General features: G+C 55.6%; 12 protein-coding genes. 4 read left to right on the plus strand and 8 right to left on the minus strand.

Annotation, left to right across the window (positions count from 1 at the left end):
* From Mag101_RS00730 to Mag101_RS00740, 3 genes are all read right to left on the minus strand, one after another.
* Entirely contained in the window at positions 1–714 is a 714-nt protein-coding gene (locus tag Mag101_RS00730) for a phytanoyl-CoA dioxygenase family protein (protein ID WP_077399403.1), read from the minus strand.
* 76 nt (positions 715–790) lie between these two features.
* Positions 791–2,071 (minus strand): glycoside hydrolase family 26 protein, encoded by a 1,281-nt coding sequence (locus Mag101_RS00735; RefSeq protein ID WP_077399406.1) that lies wholly within the window; start codon positions 2,069–2,071, stop codon positions 791–793.
* Entirely contained in the window at positions 2,068–3,771 is a 1,704-nt protein-coding gene (locus tag Mag101_RS00740) for a glycoside hydrolase family 43 protein (protein WP_077399409.1), read from the minus strand. Before Mag101_RS00740 ends, Mag101_RS00735 begins: the two co-directional genes overlap by 4 nt.
* Before the next feature lie 159 nt (positions 3,772–3,930).
* Here Mag101_RS00740 and Mag101_RS00745 point away from each other — a divergent pair, with 159 nt between their 5' ends.
* The 4 genes from Mag101_RS00745 to Mag101_RS00760 all read left to right on the plus strand — a co-directional run bounded on the left by Mag101_RS00745 (position 3,931) and on the right by Mag101_RS00760 (position 8,948).
* Positions 3,931–4,773, plus strand: coding sequence for a helix-turn-helix transcriptional regulator (locus Mag101_RS00745; protein ID WP_077399412.1), 843 nt, complete (start codon positions 3,931–3,933; stop codon positions 4,771–4,773).
* A gap of 17 nt (positions 4,774–4,790) precedes the next feature.
* Positions 4,791–6,197 carry a GH1 family beta-glucosidase gene (locus tag Mag101_RS00750; protein WP_077399415.1) on the plus strand — a complete coding sequence of 469 codons (1,407 nt, stop codon included), beginning with the start codon at positions 4,791–4,793 and terminating at the stop codon, positions 6,195–6,197.
* 74 nt (positions 6,198–6,271) lie between these two features.
* A complete protein-coding gene (locus tag Mag101_RS00755; RefSeq protein WP_077399419.1) occupies positions 6,272–7,696 on the plus strand; it encodes a glycoside-pentoside-hexuronide (GPH):cation symporter in 1,425 nt (474 codons plus the stop codon).
* Between the two features lie 19 nt (positions 7,697–7,715).
* Positions 7,716–8,948 (plus strand): hypothetical protein, encoded by a 1,233-nt coding sequence (locus Mag101_RS00760; protein ID WP_077399422.1) that lies wholly within the window; start codon positions 7,716–7,718, stop codon positions 8,946–8,948.
* Positions 8,949–9,180: 232 nt separating this feature from the next.
* On the opposite strand, the gene xylA is transcribed toward Mag101_RS00760, so the two are convergent.
* The 5 genes from xylA to oppD all read right to left on the minus strand — a co-directional run bounded on the left by xylA (position 9,181) and on the right by oppD (position 15,313).
* Positions 9,181–10,515 (minus strand): xylose isomerase, encoded by a 1,335-nt coding sequence (gene xylA / locus Mag101_RS00765; RefSeq protein ID WP_077399425.1) that lies wholly within the window; start codon positions 10,513–10,515, stop codon positions 9,181–9,183.
* 23 nt (positions 10,516–10,538) lie between these two features.
* Positions 10,539–12,029 (minus strand): xylulokinase, encoded by a 1,491-nt coding sequence (gene xylB / locus Mag101_RS00770; RefSeq protein WP_077399428.1) that lies wholly within the window; start codon positions 12,027–12,029, stop codon positions 10,539–10,541.
* Positions 12,029–12,994 (minus strand): transaldolase, encoded by a 966-nt coding sequence (gene tal / locus Mag101_RS00775; protein WP_077399431.1) that lies wholly within the window; start codon positions 12,992–12,994, stop codon positions 12,029–12,031. The genes xylB and tal overlap by 1 nt, the downstream gene beginning before the upstream one ends.
* Before the next feature lie 334 nt (positions 12,995–13,328).
* Positions 13,329–14,336 (minus strand): murein tripeptide/oligopeptide ABC transporter ATP binding protein OppF, encoded by a 1,008-nt coding sequence (gene oppF, locus Mag101_RS00780; protein ID WP_077399434.1) that lies wholly within the window; start codon positions 14,334–14,336, stop codon positions 13,329–13,331.
* Entirely contained in the window at positions 14,336–15,313 is a 978-nt protein-coding gene (gene oppD, locus Mag101_RS00785) for an oligopeptide ABC transporter ATP-binding protein OppD (RefSeq protein WP_077399437.1), read from the minus strand. Before oppD ends, oppF begins: the two co-directional genes overlap by 1 nt.
* Positions 15,314–15,316: the final 3 nt, after the last annotated feature.

Below are 15,316 nucleotides of genomic sequence, written 5' to 3' on the forward strand. Positions count from 1 at the left end.
TTAGCTGGCCACCAGGCGGTCTTCAATCACTTCACTGGTAGAGAACTGGTAACGCATATTGCGGTACACGCAGATATCGGTGATGTCTTCCGGCGTACCTTGCGAGGCGCAACGGTAGTTAGTAGATACACGGTACTTGCCGGTAACCGGTAACACACGATGCCAGGTGTGGCCGTGCAGCAATACCAGGGTACCTTTGCGCGGGCGCAGCACTACCTGATCGGCAAAGTCTTCATCTACCGGGCCTACCGAAATCGTGCCGCGCTTGTGAGAGCCGGGTACCACCAGTGTCTGGCCTCCAATCTCGTCGGTGATGTCCGCGGTATAAATCAGGCGGTTTACATTGAACAGGGTGGCGTCGTCGGTGCGGCAATCCTGATGCCATGCCTGGCCTTTGGTGCCCTGGCGGGAGAACATCACCATACTGTACTGGGAGTACCAGCCAGCACCGAGAATTTCTTCGGTAATCGCTTTCAGGCGTTCGTCGTTCTCAGCGATATCGAAAACATCGCAACCTTCGCGCTGTGGAAACCAAGGAATCACCTGAGTCGCGGATTTTTCCAGAAACTCATCGTTGTGCACGAACTCCGGGTTTTCGCCGAAGTGCTCGACGATCAGCCCCTGGTACTGGTCCATGAGTTCTGCAGAGAAAAAATCCTCAAGAACCAGAAAACCCTGATCCCAAAATTGTTCCGCTAGTGCCTTGATATCCATCTTCGCTAACCTCGAATTTGTCTCTTATTGTACGAGCTCTGCTACAGCACTTACTGCGCTGTGACTTGCTGTTGTTCTAGTGCATCAGATTTTTTTGAAGGGATTGCGCATGCGCCCATCGCGTGTTGCGAATTTCCTGTAGCCAGAGATCTGTAATCACCGCATTGGTTTCGACCCGGGTATCACCCCAGAAACCGTTGTTGTAGGGAGCGCCCCACATGGGCTGCTCATCCCAGTTACAATTTATATAGGCAACTGCCCGTATCACATCTTGATTCTGATCAATGTATTCGAAGAAGGGCGCAAACCACTGTTGCCAAATATCGGCGCCAGCCACCGCAATTTTTCCTTGAGCGGGCGGGCCGTCGATCATTACGTTAATGTTGGCATTAAATTCCTGTTTCAGGTCGTAGCCCTGGGGGGCGGCTTCAGCGACGAAGACCGGTTTTTGTTTTGCGCGGGAAAACTCGAGGATTTGATCGGCCAGCTCGCGCTGGGTTGCCATTTCCTCTTTTGGGATGTCTGAGTGAATACCGGATTCGTCGATCAACAAAAACCAGGAGAGGCCAATCCAGTCCACATATTCATCGCCCGGATACCAGATGCTGATATCTGCCTCGTATTTACCTTCGATGGCGTCATCGGCCGGTGACGCGGAACCTTGCCAGATAAAGGCCACATTCTCGGGGCCTTTGTCGCCGGTGCCGCCGGCGCGGATACGGGTCACGATATGCTGCCACGCGGCCACATACTCATTGGCTTTTTCATAGCCCTGATTCCACACTCCGTCGAACTCATAGCCAATGCGCAAAAATACCGGAGACTCTACCAGGCGAATGAAATCCGCCAGCTTGTCAATTTCCGCATCAAAATCCCCCGCTGCAATACCGGCCAAACCGCCTTCGCGAAAGGACTCGTTTATATCCAGGCCGATAGCCAGAGCCGAGCCTGGAAAATCCGTTGCCAGCTTCCAGGCATTTGCCGGTCCGCCGCCCCAGTCTGCGGCACGCTCGGTGGGCTGCAGGTCGTTGTCCAGGCCCATGCCACCAAAATATTTGTCTGGATTGCGCAGTTCGTAGATCGGCACAATGTAGGCAGTTACCCCACCCGGCGCTGGAAAGAAGCCGCTGTCTACATAGCTGTCGATGGATTTGCGATCCTGACCGATAAACAACAGCTGACGTTTGTCACTGGGGACAAATGGTGCGGTGAAATCCGCAGCCTGCACTTTTTCTACATCGGTCTCTGCTGCGATGCCGGCCGACGGCTGTTCGCGGTCACAGGCGACGAGTGACAGTAGCGCACCGGCCACCAGGCCGGCACCGAGATGTCGTGCGAGGGTGAACTTGGTGATCATGACGCTGCTTCCAGATCGGCGACTGCCGATACTTGCAACTCATTCGCTTCAGGCGCCTTGGAATCCGCCGACAGTTGCTCATAGGAAAAATGGCTGAAGTCTGCGTGGCGCCCCTGTTCATTTACGTCACAGGCAAAAATACCGACCATGCTACCGGTGAACTTAAAGATCAGGTTGCCATATTCGTCCGAGAGCGGTGTGCTGTTCAGGCGCGGGCCGATGTTGGCCCAGTGGCGCCCGTCGGTGGAGTAACTGAACTGGTACCACTGGGTATCCAGTGTGACCCTGAGGTAGAGCGGGTCATCATTTTCAATAATCGCCGTCTCGCCCTTCTGGCCATCGCCACCGGGTTCGCTGTACACGCCGGCGATGGATGAACACACCTGCACAACCTTATTGTCACTATCGTCGCGGGTGATCTTGAGGAAGTAGTAGTTGCCGTTGTCGTAGTAGACAACCAGTCCCGCCATTTCCATCGGCGATTCCGGGTGATACTCAACCAGTGTCTCTGCGCGCATTTGATGGTGTTCAATGCGGCGCGCCAGCAGGCTTTGATCAAAACGCGAAGATAGATAGTGACGGCCTATCAGGCGCAGGTGACCGGGTTTTTGAGTAAGTGAGCACCACGATTCTTCTGCCGGCTCGCGCAAGGTCTGCCATTGTGAAGAAAGCTGCTTGCTATCGAAGTTGTCGACCTTGTCGGTTGTCGGCCACGGGTGTGCGGGCAGGTCGGGGGCAGGAACCTCCATTTGCGGAGCATTGCCGCCACATGCCAGCCACGGCCAGCCATCGCGCCATTCGACTTTTTGAATGGCCGTTTCACGGCCAAGAATGGAAAAGCCGGTCGCGTATTTCGGGCCAAATGCGTAGGCGTCCGGGTCGTACACCGGGCGGCCGCACAAGTGAGTGAGATACCACTCACCGTTTGGCGTATCCACAAAGAAGCCATGCCCCGAACGCTGCAATGGATTTTCTTCCTGAAAGCGTGAGCTGAGGATATATTTTTGCGGATGTACTTCGTAAGGGCCAAAAAGATCAGTGGAGCGGCAAACAGTCACCGCATGGTTCCACTCGGTACCACCTTCCGCGGTAATCAGATAGTAGTAGCCGTTTTTCTTGAGAATCTGTGGACCCTCGGTGCAGCCCAGTTCGGTGCCGGCAAAAATCGGAACGCGTTTACCTTTCAGCTTGCCCTCGGCTGCGTCGAACTCCTGCACCACAATATCGCCAAACTTGTCGTGACCTGAACGGCCATCCCAAGTCATGTTTACCACCCACTTGCGGCCGTCATCATCGTGAAATAGTGATGGATCAAAACCGCCACCGCCGATGGCGACCGGATCACTCCATGGGCCTTCGATGCTTTCTGCCGTTACCACATAGCAGGGGGTGCTCATCCAAGCTCCGCCACGACTGTTATGGGTACATGAAAAAGTTAGCCAGAATTTTCCATCGGCGTGACTGAGCGCAGGCGCATAGACACCATCGGAATTATTGAAACCGCGCATGTCGAGCTGGTCGCTTCTGGTGAGCACGTGGCCCACCAATCGCCAATTCACCAGATCTCTGGAATGGTGAATGCGAACACCAGGGAACCATTCGAAGGTCGAAGTGGCGATGTAAAAATCATCCCCCACCCGAATGACGCTTGGGTCGGGGTTGAACCCGGGCAGGATGGGGTTCTGAATAACTTGCGACACCGCTATCTCCGTAGACTTTATCGTTGTTTGCAGTATGATATTGATATGAATTACGTATATATGTAATTAAATTACCAATAAATATAAAAATATTGCTCTCGGATGATTTATCCGTTCGAGAAGCATGATAAATAGCGATCGAGAGTGAGGAAGTCTGCGATGAACAGCGCCCTCTTATACGAAAATATCGAGTTGCCCCAGGGCCGCACGGTAAAGTCTGCCTACTATCAGTTCACGCCGGAACAACGGTGTGATATTGCCCCGCACTTCCACATGATGTTTGAGGTCATGTTGTTTGTTAAGGGTGCGGGAAAAATTTTTCTAGACGGTGTCGAGTTTCCTATCGAGGACGGCACGCTGCTGTATTTACCGTCGCTGTCGGTGCACGAGATGGTGATGGAAGATGGCGAGCAGGAATTTTTTCTGCTGCAGTTCGAACCACAGGTAATGGACGAACTGTCGCTCGGTTATACCGCGCAAGATATGCCGAGTGCGGTGTGTCGTTTGCAGGAAAATATGCTGCAGCGCCTTAGCATGATGTTGCACTGGTGTTGTGAGGTGAACACCAATTCGGACCAGCTGCTGATTCGCAATCGTGTGCTGCAGCTGCTGCTGATCCAGATCGAAAAAATCGTGATTCAGGAAGATGCCGCGGATGTTTCCCGCTCTACCGGGCTCGGTCGTCTGGAGCCGGTACTCAAATATTTCCAGGACAGCAGTAAACTTTCCCTCACCCTGGATCAGGCCGCGGACCTCTGCGGTATTTCCCGCAGCCATTTTTCACGGTTGTTTCACGCCACCCTCAATACCCGCTATCAGGACTTTTTGCTGAAGCGCAAGCTGCAGCATGCGGTACAGCTGCTTTCGACGTCCAAGCTGCGCATTGCAGATATCGCATTTCAGTGTGAGTTCAGTGACAGCGCCCATTTCTGTAGCAAATTCAAACGGGTTTTTGGCGTGACGCCTCAGGCATTCCGCAAAGCCACTGTCGATAACCTGTAGTTTTACGTTGAAGAAAAATGACGTTAATCAATAGCACCGCAAAAAACGCACTGAAAATCGAATTAAAGCCAGATTCTCCGTTGATGAACCGGGAATTTATCTTTGGTGCCGCCACCGCGGCGTTTCAAATTGAGGGTGCGTGGGACCGCGACGGACGCGTACCCTGCATTTGGGATACGTTCTGTGCTGAGCCTGGGCGTGTTGCCAATGGCGATAACGGGCACGAGGCGTGTGACAGTTATACGCGCTGGGAAGAGGATCTTGCATTGGTGCAGGAACTCGGTCTCGACGCCTATCGTTTTTCCATCGCCTGGCCGCGGGTGATTACCGATATTCATGGCACTGTTAATCAGAAGGCGATTGATCATTACCGCAAGCAACTGAATTTTCTCAACGAACGTGGCATTAAGCCGTTCGTTACTCTGTATCACTGGGATCTTCCGCAGTACCTCCAGGATCGGGGCGGCTGGTTGAATCGCGAAACGGCGTACGCGTTTGCGCACTACGCCGATGTCGTCAGTCGCGCATTTGGCGATCAGATTGTTTCTTACGCCACACTCAATGAGCCATGGTGCAGTGCGTTTCTCAGCTATCTGCACGGCATTCACGCCCCTGGTGTGCAGGACCGCAAACAGGCCTATCAGGCCGCCCATCACCTGTTGCTCGCACATGGACTGGCAGAGCCGAAAATTCGTGCGAATGCGCCGTTGGCGGATGTCGGCATTGTATTGAACATTTCGCCCTCGGACCCACAGCAGGAAACATTGGCCGATCGCAATGCCTGTGTACTGGCCGACTTGGAAAACCGTGACTTCTTTTTACAGCCATTGCTGGAGGGGAGCTATCCGGAGCCGGTGCTGAATCGACATCCGACTTGTTCGCCGATGGTGTTGCCCGGTGATCTGGAGCTGATCTCTGCAGAGCTCGATTTCATTGGTTTGAATTACTACACCCGCAATCGGGTTGTGGCTGCCGATAACGAGGCGGGCTACGAGGCATTGGTTTATGCGGGGGATGATGCCACGGCAATGGGCTGGGAGATCTATCCCGAAGGGTTGACCCGCACTCTACAACATCTCGCCAGTCTGCCGCGCTGTCCGGCGCTGTATGTGACAGAAAACGGTATGGCCGCTGACGATGATCTACGTGGTGGCGCGGTCGATGATGAAATTCGAGTGGCCTATTTCCAGTCGCATTTACAGGCGGCGGAAGCGGCAATTGCTGCAGGCGTCGATTTGCGTGGCTACTTCGCCTGGAGCCTGTTGGATAACTTCGAATGGGCAGAAGGCTACAACAAGCGGTTTGGCATTGTGTACGTAGACTACGCCACGCAACAGCGCACGCCGAAGGCGAGTGCGCGCGCTCTGGGTGAATTGATGACGCAGCGGCGGCAGCTCGAGCGCGTAGAGCAAGAATCACAATAACGCAGAATAAACCTTCGCATGCAATGCGATACCACATCTAATGCGATAACAACGAAATAGCAATGAGGTGAGCGATGAGTGCAACGGCGCAAACAGCAGGACCTTTAACCATTAGGGAAAAGGTCGGTTACGGCCTGGGGGATACCGCGAGCAATATCGTGTTCCAGGTGGTCATCAATTTCATGATGATCTTCTATACCGATGTATTTGGTATCTCTGCCGCGGCCGTTGGTACCTTGATGCTGGCGGTGCGCCTGTTCGATGCGGTGACTGACCCGCTGATGGGTGGCCTTGCCGACCGCACACGCAGTCGCTGGGGTCGCTATCGCCCCTGGTTGCTGTTTGCTGCGATACCTTACGGTGCTCTCGCGGTACTTGCATTCACGACGCCCGACCTGTCAGAAAACGGCAAGCTGATTTATGCGTATGTTACCTACGCTGCATTGATGACGGTCTACACCATCATCAATATTCCATACTCCGCGCTGGGTGGGGTGATCACCGATGACCCGCGTGAACGTGCTTCGGTACAGTCTTATCGTTTCGCCATGGCGATGGTGGGTGGTGCCATTGTTACTGCATTGACCATGCCGCTGGTGCACTACTTTGCGGGCGGTGTGGATGGTGATATCGCCTGGGGCTACCAGATGACGCTGGGACTGTTGTCGGCAGTCGCAGTGATCTGTTTCATGGTGTGTTTCTGGACTACCCGCGAGCGGGTGCAGGAAGCTCCGAACACGGAGAAGAAAAGTATTGCTGCGGACCTATTTCAGCTACTCGGGAACCGCCAGTGGCTAATCATCGCCGGTGTTGCTTTCTTCCTGCTGGTGCTAGTGGCGGTACGCAGTGCGGTAACACCCTATTACGTAAAGTACTTCCTTGGCCGTGAAGACCTGGTAAGCCAGTTTATTACCGCCGGTATGCTTGCGGCCGTCGCCGGTGCACTTCTCACCAATGTGCTCACCAAATACATGTGCAAGGTGCGGTTGTTCCAGCTCGCCAATGTGGGTGTGATTGTCTTCCACCTACTGCTGTATTTTGTGCCGGCTAATCAGCTGGTACTGGCGTTTGCGGCATTTATGCTGGCGAACTTTTGCCAGATGATCGTAGTACCGCTGATGTTTTCCATGGTGCCGGATGCCGTGGATTATGGTGCACGCAATGGCGGCAAGAAAAATATGGCGATGGCGTTCTCTGCACATCTGCTGGTGATCAAGCTTGGCCTGGCGGTTGGTGGTGCAATGACTGGCTGGCTGCTGGCTTATTACGGGTATGTCGCCAATGAAGAGCAAACCGCTGAGGCACTTGCGGGCATCGTGGTGCTGGTTGCACTGATGCCGGTACTGTGTGCGGTAGCGAATGCGATCATTATGAAATTCTACCGGCTCACCAGTGCGGAGATGCGCGCTATTCATCGCGCCGCCGACGAAGCTGCAGACACAAATACACAACAGCGCACCGCAACCGTACAGGGCGATGGTGCGCCGGCGGCAAGTTAATCCACAGGGGGAACAGGGAATGGTTGGGACGAGCAAGAAACGCCGCAATTTGCTGTTTGCTACGGCGATCAGTGCCGCAGCAATGGCGATTGGTATCGGTGCCAGTGTCGGGGTGAGTTCGGGCGCCTGGGCCTTAATGGAAAAGCCAGCCGTGGCAGCGGAACAAGAACCGTATTCCCGCTATGAGCCGCTCGACGATAAAGTCTTGGTTGTGGCGGGGCAGACCCTGGCCGCAACCCGTGCTTACTACCAGCTTACGGAAAAGGAACTGGTACCGCGACCAGCAGGCTTTACCGATTACATCTCCTATCAGGTAGGCAATAAATACCCGAAGTTTGCCCCGGATTACCCGCAAAGTTATCAGGGCAATGACGGCCTGTTGAATGCGACCAACTGGGGCGGAGGCGAGCAGTGTACAGATTGCTTGTTACACGAGCCGGGCTATGAAGAAGCGGTGATCGCTATCGGTATGTACATCGGCGGCCCACTTGGCGAGAACGGTGAGGTGTGTACCGCCAAGGAACACTGTAATACTGCGCGGATTGCCAATGGTGACCTGGACCATTTGCTGCGGGATTTTGCTGGCTGGCTGAATCAGCTGGGCGAGCGCCCGGTGTTATTGCGTATTGGTTACGAGTTTGACGGTTCCTGGAATGGCTACGACCCACAGCAGTATCAGGCGGCGTTCAAACATATTCGCCGCTTCCTGGAAAAGCAGGGTGTGGATAACGTGGCATACGTGCTGCAGTCGTTCGGCTATGCCAGTTATGAAACCATGCAAAATTTCTATCCGGAGGCGGATCAAGACGGTCCGTACGTAGACTGGATTGGCTATTCCTATTTCACCAATACGAATGCCATTGTAGGAAAACAGGAGCTGCGTTTTGCACGCGAGCGGGGGCACAAAGTTTTTATCGCCGAAGTTACGCCGCATACCGGCGACTGCGCCAAACAGATCGATGTTGTCAAAGCGCCGGCACAAGCAAAGCAGTGGATAGAAACCTTCGACCAGCATGTGCGCGATAATCGCGATGTAGTCCGTGCGATTTCCTATATCAATGCGCGCTGGAATGACAGTGAGTACTCGCCAATGTGGAGCCAGCAGATGGACCATAATTGCCCGGGCTACTTCGCGAATTCCAATGCACGGTTGAACGATAATCTGGATGTGGCGGAGTTCTGGGGCGAGAAAATGGCTGCGCCGATGTACTTGAATGGCGAGGCTAACCTCTACAGTAAGCTGCGTAAGTAATCTTTACACTGGCGTGTGGCGGTTCGCATCAAGCGAATCGTCATGCCCCGGAACCTCTCCTCTTCGTTCGATATACTCCTTCCTTAAGCTCCACAAAATGTCCCTCGCGCTCCAGGTATTTCGTCTGAAAACGGGCGGAGTGTTTGCATTCCTTCTTTGCTAATTCTCAGGCAAAAAAAGGCCCGCAAATGCGGGCCAAACTAGAGTCATCTGACGTTGACGGGAAAATCAATCAAATGTACTGATTGATGAGGTTCTCATAGAGTTCTTGCTTGCCGCTGATCGGACGCGGCTCACCGTTTTCTACGGCCAGGTTGCGCAGGTCGCTGAGATTCAGTTTGCCTTCGGTAAAGGCCTTGCCATTACCCTCGTCGAAGCTGGCGTAGCGCTGTTGCTTCCAGCTCTGGTAAGGGGAATCGTTGATAATCTTGTGGGCGATTTCCAGGCCGCGGGCGAATGCATCCATCCCGCCGATATGGCCAATGAAGATATCTTCCATGTCTACGGATTCGCGGCGAACCTTGGCATCGAAATTCAGGCCGCCGGACTTGAAGCCGCCGTTTTCCAGTACCACCATCATGCCGTGTACTGCGTCGTAGATATCGGTGGGGAACTGGTCGGTGTCCCAACCATTCTGGTAGTCACCGCGGTTGGCATCGATAGAGCCCAGCATGTCCGCGTCGGCACACATCTGTAGCTCGTGTGCGAAGGTGTGGCCGGCAAGGGTCGCGTGGTTGGCTTCGATGTTGAGTTTGAAATCTTTGTCCAGGCCGTGGTGACGCAGGAAGCCGATTACGGTTTGCGCGTCAAAGTCGTACTGGTGCTTGGTCGGTTCCATGGGCTTGGGTTCGATCAGGAAGTCACCCTTGAAGCCAATGGAGCGGCCGTAGTCACGGGCCATAGTGAGGAAGCGCGCGAGGTTTTCCTGCTCACGTTTGGTGTTGGCGTTCTGCAGGCAAATATAGCCTTCACGGCCACCCCAAAATACGTAGTTTTCACCGCCCAAAGCGACGGTCGCATCCAGCGCGGCTTTAACCTGACTGCCGGCATAGGCAACAACATCGAAGTTCGGGTTGGTGGAAGCACCATTCATGTAGCGCGGGTTGGAGAACACGTTGGCGGTACCCCACAGCAGTTTCATGCCGGTCGCTTTCTGACGCTCAGCCGCCAGTTCAACAAGCTTTGCCAGGTTGCTTTCGGTCTCGAGAACGGTGCTGCCCTCCGGTGACATATCGATATCGTGGAAGCAGTAGTAGGGCACCCCGATTTTGGTGAAGAATTCAAACGCGGCGTCCATACGCTGTTGTGCAGCGGTCATTGCATCTGCAGCATCATCCCACGCAAATACCTGGGTGTTCGGACCGAATGGATCCGCACCTTTGCCACAGAAAGTGTGCCAATAGCACGCTGCGAAACGCAGGTGCTCTTCCATGGTTTTGCCACCGATTACCTTTTTGGCATCATAAAATTTGAATGCCAGTGGGTTATCGGATTCACGGCCCTCAAATTGGATCTGGCCAATTTCCGGGAAGTATTCTTTATTGCCAACAAAAAGGTTTCTGCTCATCATGTTCTCCAGAATTATTCGACTTATTGAACGCTCGGATACTGCTGGCTGAGCAGTTCCAGGTAGTTTTGGTAGTGGGTTTGATAGGCACTGGCGGAGTCTGCCTGTGGCTGACAGCCGAGGTTTTCATCCAGTGCAATGTGTTCACTAAGTTGCACGGACGAAGTGTTATCGTCACTGCAGGCCCACAGGGCTTGCAGGGCAGCACCGAAGGCAGCGCCTTCCTGTTGCGCGGGTACTTCAACGGGCAAGTTGAAAACGTCCGCGACCATCTGCCGCCAGTGCGGGCTTTTGGCACCGCCACCAGTGAGGCGAATGGCAGTAAATTCCTGTCCCGCACGGGCGAACGCATCAAGGCCGCGGCGCAGGGTGAAGGTGGCTCCTTCCATCGCGGCGCGATACAGGTTTGCCGGTGTGGCGTTGCTGGCGGTTACACCGTGCAGGCTGGCCTCGGCGTGCGGCAGGTTGGGGACTCTCTCGCCGTTGTAAAACGGCAGGCTGGTTACGCCACCGGCGCCCGCTTGCGATTGCGCCAGTAGTTCTTCGCACTCGGGGATGGATTTTCCCAACGCATTTCGCGTGATTTCGGTTGCCACGGTGCAGTTCATGGTGCACAGCAAAGGTAGCCAACCGCCAGACGAAGAACAGAATGCTGCCAGGTCGCCCTGGGGATCAATGGCGGGCTTGCCACTATAAGCGAACAGCGTGCCGGAGGTGCCAAGGCTCATGGTCAGTACACCGGGGGCAACCGAGCCGGTGCCGAATGCCGCCATCATGTTGTCGCCACCGCCGCTGGAAACCATTACATCACTTGGCAGGCCATAAGCTTGCGCTGCTTCCGCACTCAACGGTGTGGTTGCATTGGCTTCAACAAATGGCGGTAACAGGGGCAGTAGGTCGCGCTCCGGGTCCATGGCGGAGAGCATTTCGCGGTCGTATTCCTGGCGCAGAATATTCAGGTAGCCGGTACCGGAAGCATCACCGTGTTCGGTAAAGATTTCCCCGGTGAGGTGAAAGTTCAGGTAATCGTGCGGCAGCACAATATGTGCAAGCTCGGCGTAGACCTCAGGTTTGTTGTTTTTCAGCCACACGACTTTGGGCGCAGTGTAGCCGGGCAGGATCGGATTACCGACGGCGTCGATACAGCGCTCAGCGCCACCAAAGCGCGCGGTAATTTCTTCGCATTCGGCGATGGTGCTGGTGTCGCACCAGAGTTTCACCGGCGCGATGACTTCACCCTGTTGGTTTAATGGCACAAAGCCGTGCTGCTGTCCGGAAACGCCGATACCGCGTACCCGGCTTTTGATGTCTGCCGGCAGTTCGCTCATGCACTGGCGCAGGGCGTCCAGCCACCACTCGGCGAGTTGCTCGCGCGTGCCGTCCTCATCACTGATTAATTCCAGCGGCGCGGCGCAAACGTGCAGAATCTGTTTGCTGTCACCGTCGTAGGCCAGCAGTTTCAGGCTCTGGGTACCGGCGTCGATACCCAGGAAGACGTTTTTGGAGCTGGCCATTACGCGGTCTCCGCACTCTTGGCGCGGGCTTCCAGCTGGCGCTCCAGGGCGATTTGATCGACCACAAATTTGCGAATGCCCTCGCCAAGCTTTTCGTGCGCCATGGCGTCGTCATTGTGGGCAAAACGGAATTCGCTTTCGCTCATGGCCGCATCGGTTTTGCTGGCGGAGACTGGGGTCAATGCACGGGGCAGTTCGCCGCTATCGTCGGCAAGCTGGGCCAGCAGGTCGGGGCTGATGGTCAGGCTGTCGCAGCCGGCCAGTGCTTCAATCTGCCCGGTGTTGCGGAAGCTCGCACCCATTACGGTGGTGTCGTAGCCGTGCTCCTTGTAGTACTGGTAAATACGGCGCACTGACTGCACACCGGGATCTTCTTCCGGGGCATAGGCCGTGGCATCGGTATTCTGCAGGTACCAGTCGAGAATGCGGCCGACGAAGGGTGAAATCAGGGTGACACCGGCATCGGCGCAGGCGCGTGCCTGGGCGAAGCTAAACAACAGGGTCAGGTTGCAGTGCACACCTTCGCGCTCGAGGACTTCTGCTGCTTTGATGCCTTCCCAGGTGGAGGCAACCTTGATCAGCACGCGCTCAGGCGCTACACCCATCTGCGCGTACAGGTCCATCAGGCGACGTGCGCGCTCGAGGGTGGCAGCGGTGTCGAAAGACAGGCGCGCGTCCACTTCCGTGGAGATGCGGCCCGGGACAATTTGCAGAATTTCGCGGCCGATGCTGGCGGCCAGGTGATCACAACACAGTGCCTTCTGCTCGTCGCTGCTGCCACCCTGGGCACTGGCGAAGGCAATGGCCTGGTCAATCAGGGATGCGTATTCCGTCTGCTGTGCGGCCTTGAGCAGCAGCGAGGGGTTGGTGGTGGCATCCAGCGGGGTAAACTGGCGAATGGCGTTGATATCACCGGTATCGGCTACCACGGCGATCATGGCCCGCAGCTGACTGAGCTTATCCATAGTCGTTTTACTTCCCCATCATCGATCGCGCCGTCACTGGCGTCATTTATGTTGTCGTTCTAGTGTGAAACCTGAAACACATAATGTAAACGTTTACATTTGAGGCTAGTGTGCCTCAGCGGGAGAAAGAATGCCAGTGTTGTATCGTTGGGAATGTAACGGGAGTAAACGATTACATTATGGGCGGCATAATAGCCTGAATGTGGGGTAGGGGATCTGCGGTGGGGGCTGTCGGTCGGGAAGGTGCTGTTTGGGCAGGTTGGGGCCGCGCCGGGGATGGCGCGGCCTATTTAGCCCATTCAGCCCACTTGGCTTGGTACTAACGAGGGTTAGATCACACGGCCTGTAGCGCATCCAGGCGCAGGCAGGCACTCCGGTGATCGGCAGTCCCGCTGAGGCTGGGCACCTGCTCGGCACAGCCTGCGTCCGCATGGGGGCAGCGAGTGCGGAACACGCAGCCACTGGGCGGATTGATGGGGGACGGTAGCTCGCCTTCCAGCAGCTGGATGTCTTTGTCCTTCTCAATATTGGGGTCCGGAATCGGCACCGCCGACATCAGCGCCTGGGTGTACGGGTGCTGGGGATCGGCGAACAGCGCATCCGCGGTTCCCACTTCCACGGCATTACCCAAGTACATCACCACCACGCGGTCGGAGATGTGTTTTACCACCGACAGGTCGTGGGCAATAAAGATCAGCGACAGGTTCATTTCCCGCTGCAACTGCTTGAGCAGGTTGACCACCTGCGCCTGAATGGAAACATCCAGCGCGGATACCGGCTCATCACAGATGATCAGCTTCGGCTCCAGGATCAGTGCACGCGCAATACCGATACGCTGGCACTGGCCGCCGGAGAATTCGTGGGGGTAGCGGTTGACCAGGTTGGGCAGCAGGCCCACCTTCATCATCATCGCTTGTACCCGGTCACTGACTTCCTGCTTGGGAATGTCTGGGCGCAGGGTGCGCAGGGGTTCGGCAATAATGTCGCCGATGGTCATACGCGGGTTCAGGGAAGCCAGCGGATCCTGGAAGATCATCTGGATATCCGAGCGGGTCGCGCGCAGCGCCTTGTCGTCCAGCTCAGTGAGGTCCTGACCCAGCCACAGCACGTTGCCTTCGGTGGCCTTGATCAGGCCGATGATCGCCCGTGCCAGGGTGGACTTTCCACAGCCGGATTCGCCCACCACACCCAGGGTCTCACCCGCATACAGTTGCAGGTCGACTCCGTTCACCGCTTTCAGGTTGGCTGGCTTGGTCCAGGGCCAGGCATTTTCCTTCTTGATCTGGAAATGCACTTTCAGGTCCTGCACATCCAGCAGCAATTCTTTTTCTGCAACAGTCATTAGCTGGCCTCCAGAATCTGATTGGCATCTGCATGGCAGGCACGCAGGCGTTCGGCATCAAAATTGTGCAGTGCCGGCGCCTCGTGGCGGCAGCGGTCCTGCACCCGGTGGCAGCGTTCCTGGAACGGGCAGCCGGTAGGGAGGCTTAACAGGTTAGGTGGGTTGCCGGGAATGGTCGGCAGCTCTTCGCCGACGCTGTCCAGCCGTGGAATGGCTTTGAGTAGGCCTTCGCTATAGGGGTGGGTTGGGCGATAAAAAATATCGTCCGCGCTGCCGTACTCCATGGTGCGGCCGGCGTACATTACCAGCACCTTGTCACAAGCGCCGGCAACAACGCCCAGGTCATGGGTGATCATGATAATGGCGGTGTTGAAGTCGCGCTTCAGTTCGTTCAGCAGCGCCAGGATCTGTGCCTGTACGGTAACGTCCAGAGCCGTGGTCGGCTCGTCGGCAATCAGCAGTTCCGGGCTGCACAACAGCGCCATGGCAATCATCACGCGCTGGCGCATACCACCGGAAAATTCGTGCGGGTACATGTTGAGGCGCTTTTGCGCTTCAGGAATTTTTACCGCATCCAGCATGCGCACTGCTTCCGCGAGTGCTTCTTTCTTGCTCATGCCCTTGTGCTTCACCAGCACCTCGGCCAGCTGATTCCCCACTTTCATATAGGGGTTCAGAGAGGTCATCGGGTCCTGGAAAATCATCGCGATTTGTTCTGCGCGAATCTTGTTGAGTTCGCGCTCCGGCAAGCCGAGGATTTCCTGCCCCTTGAACTTGGCGCTGCCACTGACGATGCCATTCTTTGCCAGCAAACCCATCATGGAAAACACGGTCTGGGTTTTACCCGAGCCGGACTCGCCAACGATGCCCAGGGTTTCACCGGCGTTCAGCGAGAAGTTCAGGTTGTTGACGGCGGTTACCGCCCCTTCCGGCGTGGTGAATTCCACGCGCAGGTCTTTCACATTCAATAAAGTCATGGC

It is taken from the genome of Microbulbifer agarilyticus (genome assembly GCF_001999945.1).
Classification (GTDB): Bacteria; Pseudomonadota; Gammaproteobacteria; order Pseudomonadales; family Cellvibrionaceae; genus Microbulbifer; species Microbulbifer agarilyticus_A.

What these genes read in the sequence shown, in the direction of transcription:
- Mag101_RS00730 (WP_077399403.1), bottom strand. Translation starts at nt 714, where the DNA reads ATGGATATCAAGGCACTAGCGGAACAATTTTGGGATCAGGGTTTTCTG.
- Mag101_RS00735 (WP_077399406.1), bottom strand. Translation starts at nt 2,071, where the DNA reads ATGATCACCAAGTTCACCCTCGCACGACATCTCGGTGCCGGCCTGGTG.
- Mag101_RS00745 (WP_077399412.1), top strand. Translation starts at nt 3,931, where the DNA reads ATGAACAGCGCCCTCTTATACGAAAATATCGAGTTGCCCCAGGGCCGC.
- Mag101_RS00750 (WP_077399415.1), top strand. Translation starts at nt 4,791, where the DNA reads ATGACGTTAATCAATAGCACCGCAAAAAACGCACTGAAAATCGAATTA.
- Mag101_RS00755 (WP_077399419.1), top strand. Translation starts at nt 6,272, where the DNA reads ATGAGTGCAACGGCGCAAACAGCAGGACCTTTAACCATTAGGGAAAAG.
- Mag101_RS00760 (WP_077399422.1), top strand. Translation starts at nt 7,716, where the DNA reads ATGGTTGGGACGAGCAAGAAACGCCGCAATTTGCTGTTTGCTACGGCG.
- xylA (WP_077399425.1), bottom strand. Translation starts at nt 10,515, where the DNA reads ATGAGCAGAAACCTTTTTGTTGGCAATAAAGAATACTTCCCGGAAATT.
- xylB (WP_077399428.1), bottom strand. Translation starts at nt 12,029, where the DNA reads ATGGCCAGCTCCAAAAACGTCTTCCTGGGTATCGACGCCGGTACCCAG.
- tal (WP_077399431.1), bottom strand. Translation starts at nt 12,994, where the DNA reads ATGGATAAGCTCAGTCAGCTGCGGGCCATGATCGCCGTGGTAGCCGAT.
- oppF (WP_077399434.1), bottom strand. Translation starts at nt 14,336, where the DNA reads ATGACTGTTGCAGAAAAAGAATTGCTGCTGGATGTGCAGGACCTGAAA.
- oppD (WP_077399437.1), bottom strand. Translation starts at nt 15,313, where the DNA reads ATGACTTTATTGAATGTGAAAGACCTGCGCGTGGAATTCACCACGCCG.